At 64.4% G+C, this 18,340-nt stretch carries 20 protein-coding genes; 13 read left to right on the top strand and 7 right to left on the bottom strand.

What is annotated here, in order from left to right; translation table 11 throughout:
• The first annotated feature begins 85 nt into the window (after positions 1-85).
• Positions 86-1,813, top strand: coding sequence for a tannase/feruloyl esterase family alpha/beta hydrolase (locus tag P9220_RS25980; RefSeq protein ID WP_309768722.1), 1,728 nt, complete (start codon positions 86-88; stop codon positions 1,811-1,813).
• Positions 1,814-1,881: 68 nt separating this feature from the next.
• Here the strand turns inward: P9220_RS25980 and P9220_RS25975 are convergent, their stop codons facing one another.
• The gene (locus P9220_RS25975) at positions 1,882-2,604 is read right to left on the bottom strand and encodes a sulfite exporter TauE/SafE family protein (protein WP_309768721.1); all 723 of its coding nucleotides are present in this window, start codon (positions 2,602-2,604) and stop codon (positions 1,882-1,884) included.
• 7 nt (positions 2,605-2,611) lie between these two features.
• Positions 2,612-3,454 (bottom strand): DMT family transporter, encoded by an 843-nt coding sequence (locus P9220_RS25970; protein WP_309768720.1) that lies wholly within the window; start codon positions 3,452-3,454, stop codon positions 2,612-2,614.
• Between the two features lie 100 nt (positions 3,455-3,554).
• Here P9220_RS25970 and gcvA point away from each other — a divergent pair, with 100 nt between their 5' ends.
• Positions 3,555-4,442: a transcriptional regulator GcvA gene (gcvA, locus tag P9220_RS25965; RefSeq protein WP_309768719.1), complete on the top strand. Its 888-nt coding sequence runs from the start codon at positions 3,555-3,557 to the stop codon at positions 4,440-4,442.
• Positions 4,443-4,445: 3 nt separating this feature from the next.
• Here gcvA and P9220_RS25960 read toward each other — a convergent pair whose 3' ends face one another.
• Together P9220_RS25960 and P9220_RS25955 are read right to left on the bottom strand one after the other, a co-directional pair.
• Complete coding sequence (locus P9220_RS25960) at positions 4,446-4,661, bottom strand: DUF3460 family protein (RefSeq protein ID WP_309768718.1); 216 nt, start codon at positions 4,659-4,661, stop codon at positions 4,446-4,448.
• 26 nt (positions 4,662-4,687) lie between these two features.
• The gene (locus P9220_RS25955; RefSeq protein WP_309768935.1) at positions 4,688-5,260 is read right to left on the bottom strand and encodes a DUF3005 domain-containing protein; all 573 of its coding nucleotides are present in this window, start codon (positions 5,258-5,260) and stop codon (positions 4,688-4,690) included.
• A 19-nt stretch (positions 5,261-5,279) separates the two neighbouring features.
• Between P9220_RS25955 and P9220_RS25950 the strand changes: the two genes are divergently transcribed.
• A complete protein-coding gene (locus P9220_RS25950; RefSeq protein ID WP_309768717.1) occupies positions 5,280-5,621 on the top strand; it encodes a hypothetical protein in 342 nt (113 codons plus the stop codon).
• Between the two features lie 11 nt (positions 5,622-5,632).
• Positions 5,633-5,983 carry a hypothetical protein gene (locus tag P9220_RS25945; RefSeq protein ID WP_309768716.1) on the top strand — a complete coding sequence of 117 codons (351 nt, stop codon included), beginning with the start codon at positions 5,633-5,635 and terminating at the stop codon, positions 5,981-5,983.
• A 45-nt stretch (positions 5,984-6,028) separates the two neighbouring features.
• Here P9220_RS25945 and P9220_RS25940 read toward each other — a convergent pair whose 3' ends face one another.
• Positions 6,029-7,177, bottom strand: coding sequence for a hypothetical protein (locus P9220_RS25940; protein WP_309768715.1), 1,149 nt, complete (start codon positions 7,175-7,177; stop codon positions 6,029-6,031).
• 62 nt (positions 7,178-7,239) lie between these two features.
• The gene (locus P9220_RS25935) at positions 7,240-8,010 is read right to left on the bottom strand and encodes an SDR family oxidoreductase (protein WP_309768714.1); all 771 of its coding nucleotides are present in this window, start codon (positions 8,008-8,010) and stop codon (positions 7,240-7,242) included.
• A 439-nt stretch (positions 8,011-8,449) separates the two neighbouring features.
• Here P9220_RS25935 and P9220_RS25930 point away from each other — a divergent pair, with 439 nt between their 5' ends.
• The 7 genes from P9220_RS25930 (at position 8,450) to P9220_RS25900 (ending at position 15,577) form a co-directional block, all read left to right on the top strand.
• Complete coding sequence (locus P9220_RS25930) at positions 8,450-9,487, top strand: ABC transporter substrate-binding protein (protein WP_404980234.1); 1,038 nt, start codon at positions 8,450-8,452, stop codon at positions 9,485-9,487.
• A gap of 49 nt (positions 9,488-9,536) precedes the next feature.
• Positions 9,537-11,021, top strand: coding sequence for a sugar ABC transporter ATP-binding protein (locus P9220_RS25925; RefSeq protein ID WP_309768713.1), 1,485 nt, complete (start codon positions 9,537-9,539; stop codon positions 11,019-11,021).
• Entirely contained in the window at positions 11,018-11,953 is a 936-nt protein-coding gene (locus tag P9220_RS25920; RefSeq protein WP_309768712.1) for an ABC transporter permease, read from the top strand. The genes P9220_RS25925 and P9220_RS25920 overlap by 4 nt, the downstream gene beginning before the upstream one ends.
• Entirely contained in the window at positions 11,950-12,921 is a 972-nt protein-coding gene (locus tag P9220_RS25915; protein WP_309768711.1) for an ABC transporter permease, read from the top strand. The genes P9220_RS25920 and P9220_RS25915 overlap by 4 nt, the downstream gene beginning before the upstream one ends.
• Before the next feature lie 39 nt (positions 12,922-12,960).
• Positions 12,961-13,869, top strand: a complete 909-nt coding sequence (locus P9220_RS25910; protein ID WP_309768710.1) for an SMP-30/gluconolactonase/LRE family protein — start codon at positions 12,961-12,963, stop codon at positions 13,867-13,869.
• Positions 13,870-13,949: 80 nt separating this feature from the next.
• The gene (locus P9220_RS25905) at positions 13,950-14,912 is read left to right on the top strand and encodes an ABC transporter substrate-binding protein (RefSeq protein WP_309768933.1); all 963 of its coding nucleotides are present in this window, start codon (positions 13,950-13,952) and stop codon (positions 14,910-14,912) included.
• A gap of 335 nt (positions 14,913-15,247) precedes the next feature.
• Positions 15,248-15,577, top strand: coding sequence for a hypothetical protein (locus tag P9220_RS25900; RefSeq protein WP_309768708.1), 330 nt, complete (start codon positions 15,248-15,250; stop codon positions 15,575-15,577).
• 17 nt (positions 15,578-15,594) lie between these two features.
• Here the strand turns inward: P9220_RS25900 and P9220_RS25895 are convergent, their stop codons facing one another.
• Entirely contained in the window at positions 15,595-16,362 is a 768-nt protein-coding gene (locus tag P9220_RS25895; protein ID WP_309768707.1) for a DeoR/GlpR family DNA-binding transcription regulator, read from the bottom strand.
• Between the two features lie 176 nt (positions 16,363-16,538).
• On the opposite strand from P9220_RS25895, the gene P9220_RS25890 reads away from it, so the two are divergent.
• Complete coding sequence (locus P9220_RS25890) at positions 16,539-17,393, top strand: transketolase (RefSeq protein ID WP_309768706.1); 855 nt, start codon at positions 16,539-16,541, stop codon at positions 17,391-17,393.
• Positions 17,386-18,330 carry a transketolase C-terminal domain-containing protein gene (locus P9220_RS25885; protein WP_309768705.1) on the top strand — a complete coding sequence of 315 codons (945 nt, stop codon included), beginning with the start codon at positions 17,386-17,388 and terminating at the stop codon, positions 18,328-18,330. The genes P9220_RS25890 and P9220_RS25885 overlap by 8 nt, the downstream gene beginning before the upstream one ends.
• Positions 18,331-18,340 lie beyond the last annotated feature (10 nt).

The raw sequence follows: 18,340 nt of genomic DNA, 5'->3' as shown, positions 1-18,340 counted from the left end.
CACGCCGTTGCCGCGGCATCCCGCGAGCGGGGCGTCCGGTGAAAACCGTCGACATAGCGAAGCAAACTACATGGAGGAAGGGGACATGCCAGAAGCACTCGGCCGCTCTTTAGCACATCGTGGTCTCATCGTCGCCGCGCCATTCACCGCGCTCGCGCTCGCCGCCTGTTCCGGCGGGGACGACAACGGTTCGTCGACGCCCGCGCAGACACCGCTGAGTTGCGCGCAACTCGCAGGCATGGCCGTGCCGGCGAGCGCCATCGGCCTTCAGACGACGGGCGCGACCGTCACGGCGGCGACAACCGTCGCGGCATCGGGAACGGGCGTGACCGCCACGCCCGAATACTGTCAGGTGGACGGCTCGATTTCGCCGGTCGATCAGGCAGCGCCGAAGATCAACTTCCGCATCGCGATGCCGACGCAGTGGAACAGCAAGGTCGTCATGTTCGGCGGCGGCGGATACGACGGCACCGTGCCGTCCGTGACGGCCAACGTTCCGGCGGGCCCGACCACGCAGCCCGCGCCGCTCGCACGCGGCTACGCGGTGTTCAGCAGCGATTCCGGTCATCAGGCCGGCGCGCTCGGCAGCCGTGACGGCTCCTTCGGCACCAACGACGAAGCCGTCGCCAACTTCTCCGGCGATGCGCTGAAAAAGACGCGCGACACTGCCGTCTATCTGCTGTCCAGGCGCTATGCGGTGGACAAGCCGAAGCGCGCGTACTTCGCGGGCGGATCGTCGGGGGGACGCGAGGCGCTCGCGGTCGTGCAGCGCTGGCCGCAGGACTGGGACGGCATCATCGCGCTCTATCCGGCATGGAACGCCGCTACGCTCGATCTGCAGTTCGGCCGCATCACGCGGGCGCTCGCGCAGCCGGGCGCGTACCCGAGCCAGCTGAAGCGCAAGGCGCTGCTCGATTCGGCCACCGCCACGTGCGATGCGCTCGACGGCGTCGCCGATGGCCTCATCAGCAACATGCCCGCATGCAATGCGACGTTCGATCCATCGACGGCCATGCTCAACGGCGCGCCGCTGCGCTGTCCGGGCGGCGCGGATACCGGTCTCTCCTGTCTGTCGGATGCGCAGATCGCCGCGCTCAAGGTGTATGCGACGCCGATTACGTTTGCATATCCGCTTGCGAGCGGCGAGACGCAGTATCCCGGCTTCAACGTGTGGGGCGCGGACCTGGGCGTCAACAATCCCGCGCCGGCGCAGGCCACGGTGACGGCGCTGGCGCTCAACCTGCTGCAGCCGAATAACCCGATGCCGGCGACCGCGCCATACTTCAGCGTCTTCTGGGACCAGTGGATTCGCTACTTCGTGGCGCGCGATCCGAACGTCAATTCGCTCAATGTCGATCCGCAGAATCCGGGCGCTTATCAGGCCCGCATCAGCGCGCTGACGGCCGAGCAGGACGTGAACAAGACGGACCTGTCCGCGTTCGACAAGAAGGGCGGCAAGATCCTGATGGCCCACGGCATGTCCGATGCGCTCGTCAGCACGCAGTCGACCGAGCAGTATTACGTGCGGCTGCAGCAGACGATGGGTGTATCCACGGTCGCGAACTTCGTGCGCTACTACGAGATTCCGGGCTACGGACATTCGATCAGCACGATCTTCAACGCATCGTGGGACTCGCTGACGACGCTCGAGAACTGGGTCGAACGGGGCACGGCGCCGCCCGCGCAAACCGTCGCCGACACGGCGGGCGTGCCGGGCCGCACGCGGCCGCTGTGCGAGTATCCGACGTTCCCGCGCTATAACGGCTCGGGCAATGTGAACGTGGCGGCGAGCTTCACGTGCGCTTCGCAGTAAGTCTGCAATGACGTTTCAGTGAGACGAGCGATGCCGCGGCTTCGCAAGGAGCCGTGGCGTCGGCGGTCTTATCGGCTGGCGGCCCAGAGCAGCGTCAGGCCCGATGACAGCATGAGCGCATCGACGACGAGCCGGAACGCATTCGCCGACATCCGCGCGACGATGCCGCGCGCACAGAACGTCCCCGCCATGATCGACGCGCCGGTGATGAGTCCCTGCGCGACGATGCCCGGCGGCAGCGCGCCCGCTTCACGAAACGAGGCGACCTTCGCGCCGTACACCGCGAGCGATGCGGCCGCTTCGGTCGCGAGGAACGCGCCTTTCACGAGACCGAAGTTCATAAAGACGGGCACGGTGATCGGCCCAGTCGAGACGACGATGCCCGTGAGAAAGCCGACCACCGCGCCTATCATCGAAAGCTGAAAGAGCGAGAAGCGGATGGACCGGCGAGCCAGCCATCGCCGAGTGGGCACCATCGCCATGAAGAACACGCCGAGCGCGAGGTCGACCGTGCGCGATGGCAGTGCGAGCAACGTGCGAACGCCCAGCATCGCGCCGGGAACGGCGGTCACCGCATACGCGATGCACGCCCGCCAGTCGATCTCGCGCCACCACGAAAGCACTTTGCCGAGATTGCCGAGTATCGACGCAATCGCCATGATCGGCACGGCCTGTTGCGGTCCATAGAGGATGACGAGCACGGGCATGAGCATCATCGACGACCCGGTGCCGATGATCCCGCTCAACACGCCGGCCATCAGCCCGACCGTCAGTACCATCAGATAAGCCATCGAAGCCTCACAAGCCCAGGCAGATAGCGCCCGCCGCCACGACGACGCAGGCGAGCCAGCGCTTCGCGTCGACCGTCTCGCGCAGAAACACCCTGCCGATCAGCGCGGCGAATACGACGCTCGTTTCGCGTAACGCCGATACCGCGCCCATCGCACCCGCCTGCATCGCCCATATGACGATGCCGTACGCGGCGATCGAGACGAGCCCGCCCGCGAGCGACGAGCCGATGGCTGCGGGCGCCGTGCGTATCGGCGTCCAGAGCGCGTGCATCCCGCGCATGGTCGCGAAGAGCAGCGGCATCAGCCAGTAGAAGAGGAACATCCACGCGGTATAGGAGAGCGCCTGTCCGTTCGATGCACGCACGCCGATGCCGTCGATCACCGTATAGATCGCGATGGTCACCCCGGTGGTCAGCGCCGCCAGCACGCTCGATCGCGACACGCGACGTCCCAGCAACGCAAGCGCCATGATGCCGCCCGAGATCAGCGCGATGCCGAATGCGTGCAGCGGACCGATCGCCTCGTGCGCAAACAGCGCCGCGCCGAGCGTAACGAGCAGCGGCGACGATCCCCGCGCGATGGGATACGCCTGCGCGAGATCGCCCCGTCCATACGAGCGCACGAGGCTCACGTTGTAGACGATATGGACGAGCCCGGAGGCGACGATGCAGGGCCAGGCGGCATCGGCGGGCAAGGGAAGCGCCATGACCGCAACCGACGATACCGCCGCAATCGCGATGCTCATCCATGTCATCGAGAGGAAGCGGTCGCGATTGCCGTGCAGCATCGCGTTCCAGCTCGCGTGAAGCAGAGCGGCGAAAAGCACGACGCCGCCGGTGTAGCTGAACATGCGCGTTCCGGTGTGGGTCAGGACATGCGCCAGAATATCTATCTTGTTCCGGTCCGGCAAACCAGATAAATTCGCCGAACGCGTCAGATTTTCTATTGCGATGAAACGAGACCTGCCTTCCCTGAATGCATTGCGCGCTTTCGAGGCTGCGGGCCGGCTCGGCAGCTTCAAGGACGCCGCAGCGGAACTGCACGTGACGCAAGGCGCGGTCAGTCAGCAAGTGCGTCTGCTGGAGGAATGGCTCGGCGCATCGCTGTTCGAGCGGAGAAACCGGCGCGTCGTGCTGACGGGCGCGGCCGAAGCGTATCTCGCGGAGATCGGGCCGTTGTTCGGGCAGCTTGCGCAGGCGACGGCACGCTACGGCATTCCTAAAGCCGTGCCGCGCACGTTATCCGTGAATGCGCCCGCGACGTTCGCCTTGCGATGGCTCGTACCGAGGCTCGTCGCGTTTCGCGCGGCGCATCCGGATATCGATGTGAACGTGGAGACGTCGAACGAGCCGCTCGAAGCGCTGAAGGAAGGGTACGACGTGATCATTCGCGGCGGTCCCGATACTTTCTACGGCTATTCGATGCGCCCGTTCCTGTCCGAGGAACGGCTGCCGGTGTGCAGTCCCGCGCTGCTCGCGCGCGTGCCGCTACGCACGCCCGACGACCTGCATCGCCATACGATGCTCCATACATCGAGCCTGCCGCGTCTCTGGCCCGACTGGCTGACGAAGGCGAGGATTCCCGCGTTGCGGCCGGCGGCTGTCGTCACCTTCGATCACTTCTTTCTGACCCTGCAGGGCGCAATCGACGGAATAGGCGTCGCGATGGGACCGACCGCGCTCGTCGCCGACGATTTCGCGGCCGGCCGGCTCGTGATGCCGTTCGCGGGTCCGCGTCTGCCGTCGCGGACCTACTGCACGTACATCCCGGAAAGCCGGCCGGCCGACGACGTCGTGACGTCGTTCTGCGGCTGGCTCGAAGAGGAAGGCGCGCAGTAGCGGTCAGTCGTTGTTGCTGTAGTACACGTACGACGGCTGCTTCACCGCGCCTTCCTTTCCCGCCACGTCGCCCGAGTCCGGAAGATTCGGCAGCTTGTCCCACAACAACGCGCGGCCCATCATCTGATTACGGTCGATCTCGGGATGATCGTGCTTGAGCCGGTTCAGGAACTGCTCGAACTCCGATACATAGAGATTGCCTTTCGTGAAGATGCCCACTTCCCTTCTCCTTCTCGTTCGTCGCTTCAGGTCTCTTGCGTGCGTTCCAGCGTGAACACGTGCGATGTCTTCGACCCGTTCAGTTCCCGGTCATACTCCGTCTCGCCCATCACCACGCGATAACCCTGCTTCGGCAGAATCGACGGCATGTTGCCGGTCGGCCGGCTGTCAATGCCGCCGAGCCCGGCCGCTGGCGCCGGAACATTGTTCGAGAGCGTTGCGTTCGATGAGATGACGTTGTCGTGCCATCCCGAGAGATCGCGGCTCGCTTCGATCGACTTCGCATCCGCATCGACGGTGTCGTCGGTGGATTCCATGCCGTCCGAATCGACCGAGCGGATGCGGCCGCTCGCGCGCTGCACCGGATCGCCCGAATCGCGCGCGGCTGACTGGTTGCCCGACTCGTCGAACGATGGCAGCGGGGAGTTGTCGTCCGCCGCGCCAGGTTCGGCGGAACCCGCGTGCTTCGTCTTGCCGAATTCTTCGGCCTGCTTCGCGGCGTCCGGGCCGACCGTGCCGGTTGCGGGCGTCTTGACCGGGCTTTTCGCCGCCATTTCGTTCTGTTGTGCCTGTGACGGATTTCCTTCGGCGTTCTGCATTGCGTCCTCGCTTATGTTCATGAATGCATCGATGCAGCGTGTCGATGCATTCAGCGTGCCCGGCATCGGCGCAAGCGGCACGGCTTATGCTGCGTTGTCGCGCAATCTTTCATTTTCGGCGCGGAGGCACGTCATGGAAATCAAGTACCGGTCATGCACGATCCACACATCGGCGAGCATCGACGACGGAAGCATCGTCGGCAATGCGCGCATCTATCTGCCGACCGCGAACGACGGGGACGCGATGGAGTCGCACGACATGGAGTTCCGCCTGTCCTTCGTCGATGAAAACGAAGCGATGGCCTTCGCGAAAGAAGGCGCGATCGCGTGGATCGACGAGCACGAGGCGCTCGCGCTGTGAGCAGGATGCCAATGAAAGCGGACGCCATCAAACTCATGTTGTCGGGCGCGCTGCTGGCGCTCGCAGGCAGCGTTCACGCGGCGGGCGGCGGCCTCGGCTGCGGCGGCGGGGGCTGTCCGGGCGGCGGATCGGGCGGACAGGGCGCGGGCCTGCCATCCGGCAACGGCGATACGTCGGGCGCGTCCACGGAAGGACCACGCATCCACGCCGCGCCGAACGGGCAGTCGGACGGGACGGTATCGAAGGGCGGCGCGGGCAGCGGCACGAGCCGCGATACGGGCGGCACCGGCGTGCCGGGCGCGCAAAGCGGCAAGCCGTCGCCCGCGACGAAGCACGACGCGGGCGGGTCGCAGGGCTGGTAAGCGTTGCAAACGCGCGTGTCGTCAGCGCGCGCTCGTCACGCTTCATCATATCGACAGGCTTCTCAGCACGTCCTTGCACCACTGCCCGAACGAGCCTTCGAAGGGCTTGACGACGAGGCCGCCATCGCGCCCGACATGCGGAAACGCGCGGCGTGCGCGAACCAGTTGCGTGCGTTCGTCGGCAAGATCGACGTAATGCAGCACGCGTTGCCGGCCATCGGCGGGCGCTTCCGCGAACTGCCGGAGCAGCAGCCGCAATAGCGCGTCTTCTTCGGGGAACCCGTAGCCCACGAGCACCACGACGCGTGATTCCTGCAGCAGGCGCACCGCCTTCGGAAAAAGCGCCTGAAAATAGGGCTGGTCGTAGTCCTGCGCGCGGGACGGCAGCATGATTTGCGGCGGATGACGTCGCACGGCTTCGTCATCGCGTTCGCGGTAATCGATCTGCAAGCCTTCTTGCGTCATGATCAGCTCGAAGCCGCCGTTGACCTTCAACAGATTGCCGGACGGTCGCAGATGCCCCGCGATCAACGCATCTTCTCCGCACCATGAAACGGGCGTAATGCCGCGATAAAGCCGGCGCGAAGCATGCCGCGCCTGCGGATTCGCGCTGTCGACGAGGGCTTCGATCACGAAGTCATAGTTCGTCGTGACGAAGCTCACCTGCAGCGCATGATCGGCCCCGTGATCCGCGCTCGCGCACGACGGATGCATCAGCGCCGAGAAGAGCGAGAGGATCGCGTCCTTCTCCGGCGAACCGGTGGCGTCGAGCCGGAACCGGTTATCGACTCGCTTCGGCGGCGGCGCGGTCTCGTTGAATTTCCGGTACACGATATACCGGAGCTCGCGCTCGATGGCGTCGAGACAGGAGTCGTCGACGAAGCGGTTGCGTATCGGCGGATACTTTCTCAACATGCCCACCTGATACACGATGTCGAGAAACAACTCGCGATCCAGCGTCGTGCGATCGGCCGGAAAGCCGATCATCGCGAGGAATTCGGCAAGAATGGGCGACCACGCGGTCCAGTCGTCATCGGCGAGATTGAAGAGCGCCGCGCCGGTCGGGTAACGCGGGTCCCATGAGTTCGAGAACCCCGCGCCCAGCACGAACGTGATGGTCGTCGCGGCGGACCGCTGCTTCCTGCACAACTCCGAGAACGTCTTGCCGAACCATGCGGCCGAGTCCAGCTCCATGCCCGATTCCTCCTTGCCGGAAGATCGAGCAATGGACATACCGAATCACGGCCGCGCGCGTTTCATGCTTGCGGCGGCTGTCCGTTCGATGCGCTCAGGCCTCCGTCGACGGGAAGATTCACGCCCGTCACGAAGCGCGCGTCGTCGCTGGCAAGAAAGGCGATGACCGCCGCGATGTCGTCCGGTTCGGCGGCGCGGCCGAGCGGAATGCGCTCGCGAAACTTCGCCATGAGTTCATCGTCGTCGAACATGTCCTGCGTGAGGTCGCTCGCGGTCAGGCTCGGACACACCGCGTTCACGCGCACGCCGTCGCGGCCGTGGTCCATGGCGAGCGCACGGGTGAAGTTGGTCACCGCGCCCTTGGCTGCGTTGTAGAAGCTCATGCCCCAGTCGCCGCCCAGCCCCGACACCGACGACACATTGACGATCGACCCCTTCGCCGCGATCAGATGACGGATGGCCGCGCGGCTGCAATAGAACACGCCGTCGAGATCGGTCGACATGATGGCGCGCCAGTCGTCGAGCGATGCTTCGTCGATGCGTCCCGTCGGCGCGACGCCCGCGTTGTTCACGAGCACGTCGATGCGCCCGAAGCGCGCGGCGGCCGCTTCGATCAGCCGCTCCGCGTCTTCATGGCGAGAGACATCGCAAGGGTGAATCAGCGTGCGGGACGGATCGAGGTCCCGTGCGACGCGTTCGAGCTTCTCTTGCGTGCGCCCGGCGAGCACGACGTTCGCGCCTTCCGCCGCGAAGCGGCGCGCCGTCCCTTCGCCGATGCCCGATCCCGCGCCCGTGACGACGACTACTCTGGATGTGAAACGTAAGGTATTCATGGCCTGTCCGATTGAGTCAGTACAGACGCGTCTGCACGTTTCGTTCCATCGAACGGGCGGTTGGCGGGCAGCGATGTTACCGGTCACGTAGTTCGAATTGCATCGCGCAAAGGCAGTCGCTATACTGCCTCGGCGGTGCGGTGGCCTGACCACTGTGATTGGCCTGACCGCAATGCAACTGAAGGCAGTCCTGGAAGGCAACTGTTTGAAAGCATTGCATCGGCGCTCTGGCCGATGCGCTTTGAAGAGGCGTGCTCATGACCATGTCGTTTCAGCTATTCCGCTCCGGCGTTCGCATCGAGCGCGCACGTACCGCTTCTCCCCATTCGCTTTCCTTTCGGCGCGCTTCACGGCAATCGCGCTGAAACGCACGCGCATTCGCCACGCGCGCTGCACGCATTGAACCGACAAAAACACGCAGCACGACAAAGGAGACACGATGTCCCGTTCAGCAAAACACGCGGCGATGGCCTTCGCCACGGCCTCATGCATGATGTCCGGCGCGGTCCACGCGCAGGTCGCTACCGGCGATACGTCGCAGAAGAAGATCGCGCTGTCGAACAGCTTCGCGGGCAACGCGTGGCGTCAGTCGATGTTGAAGAGCTGGAACGGCGTATCGCAGCAGGCCGTCGCCGACAAGAAGGTCGCGGCCGCGCCCGCCTTCACGACGGCGGAAAATCAGGTGACCGAGCAGGCGCAGCAGGTGCAGAACCTGATCTTGCAGGGCTATAACGCAATCGTCATCGACGCCGTGTCGCCGACGGCGCTCAACGGCACCATCAAGAAGGCGTGCGCGGCGGGCGTGGTGGTCGTGTCCTTCGACGGCATCGTCGACGAGCCGTGCGCGTATCGCGTGAACTTCGACTTCAAGGGCTGGGCCGCGCAGGGCGTCGACTATCTCGCGCAGCGTCTGAACGGCAAGGGCAATATTCTCGAAGTGCGCGGCGTGGCGGGCATTTCCGTCGACAACCTCATGCACGAAGGCGTGCTCGAGGCGATGAAGAAGTATCCGGGCATGAAGCTCGTCGGATCGGTGAACGGCGACTGGACGCAATCGGTCGCGCAGAAGGCCGTCGCGGGCATCTTGCCGACGCTGCCGCAAGTCGATGGCGTCGCCACCGAAGGCGAGATGTCGTTCGGCATTGCGCAGGCGTTCAAGGCGGCGAATCGCCCGACTCCGCCGATGATCATCGGCAGCACGTATCCCGAGCTCAACTGGTGGAACGAGCAGACGAAGAACGGCTATCAGTCGCGTTCGCTGTCGAATCCGCCGGGCGCGGTGACGTTCGCATTCTGGGTCGCGCAGCAGGTGCTCGCGGGCAAAAAGATTCCGAAGGACGTGACCATCAACGTGCCGCTGCTCGAGATATCGCAGCAGGAGTTGCCGGCGAAGCTCGCGGCGACGCCGCCCGGCGGGATCAGCGACGTGACGTACACGCTGCCGCAAACGGTCGCGCTGCTCGACAAGAAGAAGTGATTCGGATAGCTGAATAGTAAAAACGTAACGCCACGCATGGAGCATGTGAATGGGCGGAGCAGGAGACACGATTGCCGGCGATGAAGCGCTGATTCGCTTTGCAGGCATCGGCAAGACGTTCGGGCGCGTGCGCGCGCTCGACGGCATCGACTTCGCCTTCATGCGAGGCGAATGCGTCGGCATCGCGGGGCACAACGGCGCGGGCAAGTCGACGCTGATGGCCGTGCTGGCCGGCGTGCATGCGCCGACGCAGGGACGCATCGAAGTCGAGGGCAAGGACGCGCCGCATTACGACGCCAACGCTGCACGCGAAGCCGGCGTGCGCTGCGTGTTCCAGGAGCTGTCGCTGTGCGCGAATCTGACGGTCGCGGAGAACATGTGCATCGTGCATCCGCAACTGCATGGCCGCGGATGGCGGCGCACCGCGACGAAGCTGATGCGCGAGAAGCTCGAAGAAATCTTTCCGGGCAACGGGTTGAAGGGCAACGAACTCGTCTCCGATCTCACGCTGACGCAGCAGCAGATGGTGGAGATCGCGCGAGGCTTCACCGTCACCGATGCGCCCGTGCGCCTCGTGATCCTCGACGAGCCGACGTCATCCCTCGACGCGCATACCGCCGAGCAACTGCTCGAATTCGTGCGCAAGGCGGCGCAGGGCGGCATCACGTGCCTGCTCATCACGCACATGCTGGGCGAGATCGAGCGCGTGGCGGACCGCGTGATGGTGATGCGCGACGGCGGCATCGTCAGCGTGCTGCCGCGTGCGCAGTCGAGCCGCGCATCCATCATTCAGGCGATGGGCCAGCATCTCGAGGCGGACAAGACGCCGAGCGAAAGTCGCTCGCAAGCTGCGCAGAGCGGTGAACGGCACTTCAAATGGAACGTCGGCGTCAAGCGTCACACGTCCATCGAAGCGTCGCGTGGCGAAGTCGTCGGCTTCGCGGGACTCGCGGGCCAGGGCCAGACCGAAGCGTTGCTCGCCATCTATGAAGCCGCGTCGAGCCGTGGTCCGGGCCGCGCGAAAGTGGCTTTCGTCGCCGGCGATCGCGGCCGCGACGGCGTCTTCCCGATCTGGTCGATCGCGCAGAACCTCGACGTGCGATGGCTCGCGGGCGGTGCGCCGCGCAAGCGCGGTCTCGTCGATCTGGCGGCGGCGCGGGCGATCGTCGAAGCATGGCGCGTGAAGATCGGCATTCGCGGCGCGGCAATGAGCGCGGGCATCCTGTCGCTATCGGGCGGCAATCAGCAGAAGGTGCTGTTCGCGCGGGCGCTCGCATCGGATGCCGACCTGATCCTGATGGACGATCCCACACGCGGCGTCGATGTCGGCACGAAGCGCGACATCTATCAGCTCGTCCACGATGAAGCCGCGAAAGGGCGCACCTTCATCTGGTACACCACCGAAAACGAAGAACTGTCGCATTGCGACCGCACCTACGTGTTCCGTTCGTCCGCCGTCACGCGCGTGCTTCATGCCGACGAATGCACGGAGGAAGCGTTGCTCGCGGCGAGTTTCGAGGAGCAGGCTGCATGACTCTCGCCGTTACACAAGCGCGCTTGCGCGCGATGCTTCCCGCGATATCGCTCGTCGCGGTGCTGATCCCGATCCTCGTCATGCAGCCCGCCGTGATGAGCTACTTCGGCTCGAGCCTGCTGCTGAATCTCGCCGTGCCGATCGTCCTTGCAACGCTCGCCCAGCTTGCGATCATCACCGTCAACGATCTCGACCTTTCCATCGGGCCCTTCGTGAGCCTCGTCGCGTGCATCGGCGCGACGCTGCTCGTGAAGACGCCGTGGCTCGGTGCGCTCGCGCTCGCCGGCTGCGTGCTGGCCTATGCGGCGGTCGGCGCGCTGATCGAATTGCGGCAGATACCGTCGATCGTCGTGACGCTCGGGCTTTCGTTCGTGTGGAGCGGGCTTGCAATCGTACTGTTGCCGTCGCCGGGCGGCACGAGCCCTGCGTGGCTAGGCGCGGCGATGAACTATCAGACGCCGTTCATCGCCGCGCCCATCGTATGGTCGGTGCTGATCGCGATCATCGGTCATCTCCTGCTGATGCGTTCGTCGGCGGGCGTGCGCGTGCGCGGTGCGGGCGGCAATCCGCGCGCGATGCGCCGCTTCGGCTGGTCGCTCGTACGCAGCAAGGCGACTCTTTATGGCGTGGCAGGCGTGTTCGGCGTGCTGTCGGGCTTGTCACTGCTCGGCCTCACCACATCCGCCGACGCCAATCTCGCGTTGCGTTACACGCTGCTTTCCATCGCAGCCGTGATCCTCGGCGGCGGTGAGTTCGTGGGCGGCCGCGTCTCGGTGATCGGCGCGGTGCTCGGCGCGATCACGCTGACGCTCGCGGCATCATTCCTCGCATTCCTGAATATCTCGTCGGACTGGCAGGTCGGCATGCAGGGTGCGATCCTGATCGTGGTTTTGTCGTTGCGCGTGCTGCTGCAACGCGGAGAGCGCCGATGAACACCATCGCAGACAACAACGCGAGCGCGTGGTCGCGCATCAAGGCCATTCAGGCGCCGTGGGCCTGGTCGTTCGTCGGCGCGGTGCTCGTGTGGCTCGCCATCGTCGCGATCTTCGGCTTCGGCATCGCGAGCAACGTGGCGCAGACGGCGCTGACCTACGGCGTATTCATGGTGCTGGTCGGGCTCGGGCAGATGCTCGTCATCACATCGGGCGTGGGCAACATCGACTTGTCGGTGCCATCGACGATCGCGCTCGCCGGTGTCGTCGGCATGCACGTGATGGGCGGCGCGAACGGGAACATTGCGCTGGGCATTGCGGCCGCGCTCGGCGTGGGCATCGCGATCGGCCTCGCGAATTACGCGCTCATTCGCATGCTGCGCATTCCGCCGATCATCGCGACGCTGTCCTCGAGCTTCATCATTCAGTCGGTCGCCATCACGCAGGGCAGGCAGCTTCCGCCGCCGCCGCCGGGCCTGGGCGCATTCGCGACGGGCCGCTTTCTCAACGTGCCGTATATCGCGCTGGTGGCGCTGGTCCTATCGATCGCGCTCGCTGTGCTGCTGCATCGCGCGGTGTACGGGCGCAGGCTTTCGGCAATCGGACAGAACGCGCGGGCGGCGTGGCTCGCGGGCGTGGACGTGCATCGCACGCGCTGCCTCGCCTACGTGATGTCGTCGATGATCGCGTCGCTGACCGCGTTGCTGATCGCCGCCACATCGGGCGGGGCGTCGCTCGACATGGGCGTCGAATACATGCTCATTTCGATCGCCGTGGTGGTGATCGGCGGCACGCTCGTGGCCGGCGGCAAGGCGACGATCGCGGGCGTATGGGGCGCATCGATGTTCCTCTTTCTGACCAATGCCGTGCTGAACGCGGTCGGCGCCGATGCGGGCGTGCGCTCGATCGTGTATGGCGTGCTCATCATCGCGGTGACGGTGGCGGCGGGCGGCAAGGCGGCGCGCTGAATCAACGAACGGGAAAGACAACTAGAAGGACAAGGAGACATGAAAGCCCAAGACTACGAAGTGCATGATCCGCGCTTCCGGCTGCTGCTTCAGCCCAACGCGTTCCTCGAAAAGCTGACCGGCGATTGCCTGTGGGCCGAAGGTCCCGTGTATTTTCCGGCGACGGACCTGCTCATCTGGAGCGACATTCCGAACAATCGCATGTTGCGCTGGGCGCCGGGAATGGGTGTCGGCGTGTATCGCGCGCCGTCGAATTACAGCAACGGCAATACACGCGACCGCGAAGGCCGGCTCGTGAGTTGCGAGCATGGCGCGCGGCGCGTGACGCGCACCGAGCACGACGGCAGTATCACGGTGATCGCATCGCATTTCGAAGGCAAGCAGCTCAACTCGCCGAACGATGTGATCGTCGATTCCGGAGGCGCGATCTGGTTCACTGATCCGGACTACGGAATAATCAGCGACTACGAAGGATATCGTTCGGATAGCGAGATCGGGCGATGCAATGTGTATCGCGTCGCGCCGGGAGAAACGCAAGTGCGCCTCGTGTCAGACGACTTCGCGAAGCCGAACGGCCTCGCGTTCTCGCCGGACGAATCGAAGCTCTATATCGCGGATTCCGCTGCATCGCACGACGACGATGCACCGCGTCACATACGCGTCTTCGATGTCGCGAACGATGGCGCGTTGCGCAATGGCCGCGTGTTTATCGAGATGCAAAGCGGGGTGCCCGACGGCCTGCGCACCGACGAGCACGGCAACGTGTGGACGAGCGCGGAAGACGGCGTGCATTGCTATGCGCCGGATGGCGCGCTGCTCGGCAAGATACTGATTCCGGAAGTCGTCGCGAACCTGACGTTCGGCGGGCTGCGGCGCAACCGGCTGTTCATCACCGCGACATCATCGGTTTACGCGCTTCATGTGGGCGTGCGCGGCGCGGCGCGCTAATCAATAACGACAGGAGACGGAGAGTGCAGATTCTCAAGACGATTGCGGCGGCATGCGTGGCGCTGGCGAGCGCATCGGCGATGGCGCAGGTGGCGAACGGCGATACGTCGTCGATGAAGATCGCGTTGTCGAACAACTATGCGGGCAATAGCTGGCGTCAGCAGATGCTCAAGAGCTGGTCCAACGTCGCCGATGCCGCGGTGAAGCAGAAGATCGTGGCGTCCGCGCCGAGCTTCACGACCGCCGAGAGTCAGGCGACGGAACAGGTCCAGCAGATACAGAATCTCATCTTGCAGGGCTACAAGGCGATTGCCGTCGATGCCGTCTCGCCGACCGCGCTCAATGGCGTGATCAAGCAGGCGTGCGGCGCGGGCGTGACCATCGTATCTTTCGACGGCATTGCGACGGAGCCGTGCGCGTATCGCATCGCCGTGGATTTCCAGGGCATGGGGCGCATGCAGGTGGATTATCTGGCGAAGCGTCTCAATGGCAAGGGCAACCTGCTGGAGATTCGCGGGCTGGCGGGCGTGTCGGTCGATGACGAGATTCACCAGGGCATCGTCGAACAGATCAAGAAGTATCCGGGGCTGAAGATCGTCGGCTCGGTGCATGGCGACTGGACGCAGACCGTCGCGCAGAAACAGGTCGCGGGTATTTTGCCGACGCTGCCGAAGATCGATGGCGTCGTCACGCAGGGCGGCGATGGCTTCGGCGCGGCGCAGGCGATCAAGGCGGCGGGGCGGCCGACACCGATCATCATCCTCGGCAATCGTCAGGAAGAACTGGCGTGGTGGGCGGAGCAGCGCAAGAGCGGCTACGAAACGATGTCGGTGACGATTCCGCCGGGGGCTTCCTCGTTTGCGTTCTGGGTCACGCAGCAGGTGCTGGCGGGGAAGAAGGTGCCGCATGACATCCGGATGCCGGTGCTCGAGGTGAAGCCCGAGGAACTCGACGCCGTGCTGGCCAAGACGCCGACGGGGGCGTTGGCTAATAAGGAATATTCGCGGGAGGAGGTCGTCGCGGTTGTTGACGGGAAGAAGTAGGGGTTCCTTTTCCGTGGAGCTCTTGTTCGTACCGGTCTATTAGCTCGCCCCTCCCCGGGGCGGGGCACTTTTCTGGCTGTCGACCAGAGTTGGGGCTTTAGCGCCTTGTTCTGGTCGCATGCAAAGAGAGTAACCGAAGAAAGCAGCGTTTCCGGCTCGAAGCACTGATTCGTTCGGTCACTCCGCAGGCTATCGAATTAATTAGCAGCCTTGATTGATCTTCTGCGCCCGCCGAGCATCCACATCCTCAGACTCCTTGGCTCGCTAACACCACGCTGGCCTTTGGCATGTGCATTGCGGCTCCCCTTGCGTCGATCGTTCCACCGGAGCCCCCCATGCCCAAACTCCCCGCCACTCTTCTCGCCGCCACGATACTTTCCGTCTCCGCCGCCGCCCTCGCCGCTGGCAGCGCCGGGCTCGGTGGCGTCGGCGATGCCCACAAGGCCGGCGGCGTCAGCGCCGGCGAAAACACCGGCGGCAACGGAGGAACCTCCGCCGCAGCCACCGGCGCGACAGGCGGCCCCGGAGGCACCACCGGAGGCGCCGGCGGAACCGGCAACGCGGGCGGCACCGGCGCCGGCCGAGCCGCCGCCACGCCCGGCAGCGGCGCCGGAACCGCCACGCATCAGGAACAATCTACGGGTTCTACTCGAAACGGCAAATAACGCCGCGCGGCCCGCGCTCACGCATACAGAATCTTCGTGCCGTTGCCATCGAGCCATCGCACGAACTCGTCGCCGAGGCCGTCGTCGGTGACGAGGTAATCGATACGGTCCATTGCGCCGAACGCCGCGAACTCGCGCTTGCCGAACTTCTTCGAATCCGCCAGCAAATAGACGGTCTTGGCGGCGTCGATCATCGCGCGCTTCACGTGCAAATCGATGAAGTCGGGATATGAAATGCCCGATTCCATCGACACGCCGCCCGCCGCCAGAAACAGCTTGTCGACGAACATGCCCTCGAAGAACGTCGATGCCTTCTCGCCCGACACCGCAATCGTCTCCGGCTTGAAGAGGCCGCCCGTCAGCATCACGCGATTCGTCGGCTCCGCGCCGAGCAGGATCGCAATGTTCAACGCGTTCGTCACGATGCGCAGGTTCTGGCGATCCAGCAGATTCTTCGCAAGCTCCGTCGCCGTCGCGCCGCAGTCCAGAATGATCGAATCCCCGTTCTCGATCAGACTCGCCGCCTTCGCACCGATCAGCGCCTTCTCCTCGCTCGTCGGCAGCACCGGCGTCTCATAGCTGCGCCTCGCAGGCTCCGGACGCTCGGCACGCAGGCGCACGTTGCCATGCACGCGCTCGACACGCCCGAGCCGCTGCAGTTCGTCGATGTCCTTTCGAATCGTCGGCATCGAAACGCCAAACTCGCTCGACAACTCCGAGAGCTTCACGAGCTTCGCCGCCCGCACACGTTCGAAAATCTTCTCTGTTCTGGTTCGTTGATCCATTCCGCCCTTCCTGCACATGCGCTATCCCGCGCCGCCCCAAGCCGTATTCTGCCTGATCAGAAACGCCGCGGCGTTCGTTTTAGGGGTTTTCCCTCTTTCGATTCATTTGTCTTTGACTTTCGAAAGAAACTAAAAGAAACTTTGTCTCAAGCAAACGGGAAGTCTGGGAGCAGGGAATGGAAAACCCCTTCAAGCAGTCGGGCGACGCGCTGCATCGCCGGGCGCAAGAGATCCGCAAGAAAATCTGCGTCATGAACGCCGCCGCCAAAAGCGGTCACACGGGCGGCGACATGTCGGAGGCGGACATCCTCGCCGCGCTCTATTTTCACGTGCTTCGCTATGAGATCGATGCGGACAGCAGCGTGCGCTGGCACGACGAGTTCATCCTGAGCAAGGGGCACGGTGTCGGCGGCCTCTACGGTTGCTTTGCGGAACTCGGCTGGCTGAAGGACGATGAACTGCTTACCTATCTGAAGGACGATTCGCGTCTTCCGGGCCATCCCGTGCGACAGAAACTGCCGACGTGGGTGACGGTCAACACGGGCGGTCTGGGCCACGGCTTGCCGATCGCCGCCGGTCTCGCGATGGCCAAGCAGCGTCATGCCGCGCAACAGGAAGGCCCGGCCGGACGAGTGTTCGTGCTGACCGGCGACGGCGAACTCGAGGAAGGTTCCAACTGGGAAGCTGCGATGGCGGCGGCGCATTTCGAGCTGTCGAACCTCGTCGTGATCGTCGATCGCAATCGCCTGCAACTGGCGGACTTCACGCACAACATCATGGATCTCGATCCGCTCGACGAAAAATTCCGCGCTTTCGGTTTCGAGGTTCACGACGTGAACGGAAACCAGTCGGACTCCATTTGGAAACTGTTGGAAAGTCTCGACTACGCGAACCGAAAGCCGAAAGTCGTGATCGCGCATACCATCAAGGGACGCGGCGTATCGTTCATGGAGAACGTGCCGGCCTGGCATCACAAGTTCCCCGACGAAGACCAACTCAAGCAGGCGCTGAAGGAGCTCGACCATGCGTGAATTCGTTGACTTGCGGGACGGCGCGGTAAGCGCGCTCGGCCGGCTGACCGCCTCCGGGCAGGACATCATCGTGATGGTGGCGGATTCCACGTCCACCTCGAAGATTGGCCCGTTCATGAAGGACTATCCCGAGCGCGTGATCAACGTCGGCATCGCGGAGCAGAACATGGTCGGCATGGCGGCGGGTCTCGCGCTCGGCGGCCATATCGTGTTCACGGCGAACGCTGCGCCGTTTCTGGTCGGACGCGCGAACGAGCAGGTCAAGAACGACGTCTGTTATAGCGGCACCAACGTGAAGATGCTCGGCCTGAATGCGGGCGTGGCTTATGGGCCGCTCGCATCGACGCATCATGCCATCGACGACCTCTCCATCATGAGCGGCTTCGGCAACGTGCAGATCTTCGCGCCCTGCGATGAAGTCGAGGTCGTGCAGATGATCGACTACGCCGCATCCTTCGATGGCCCGGTCTACATCCGTCTCGACAACGCGAAGTTCCCGGTCGTGCACGACGCGTCGTATCGCTTCGTGCCGGGCCGCCCCGATGTGCTGATCGAAGGCTCGCGCGTCGCGGTCATCGCGATGGGTTCGGTCGTCGGCGAAGCGCTCGATGCGTGCGAATCGGTACAGAAAGACAGCGGCATATCGCCGACCCTCGTGAATCTCTCGTCGCTGCGCCCGCTCGATCATGACGCGCTCGCCGCGATCATCGAACGCCACGATGCGATCGTCACTGTCGAGGAGCATTCGCTGCATGGCGGCATCGGCGCGACGGTGGCCGTGTTGATGGCGCGGCGTCAGTTTGCGCGGCCGCTGAAGATGCTCGGCATCACCGAAGGCGAGTTCGCGAAGTACGGCACGCGCAAGGGCATCCGCCGCCATTATGGTATCGATGCAGCCGGCATCGCCGATGCGATCCGCGCGCAGTGCGCCAACTGAGCGCGCAGAC

The organism is Caballeronia sp. LZ016 (genome assembly GCF_031450805.1).
In the GTDB taxonomy this organism is placed as follows: domain Bacteria; phylum Pseudomonadota; class Gammaproteobacteria; order Burkholderiales; family Burkholderiaceae; genus Caballeronia.
The sequence above is the reverse complement of the archived record's forward strand: the minus strand, read 5'-3'. Positions and strand labels throughout refer to the sequence as shown.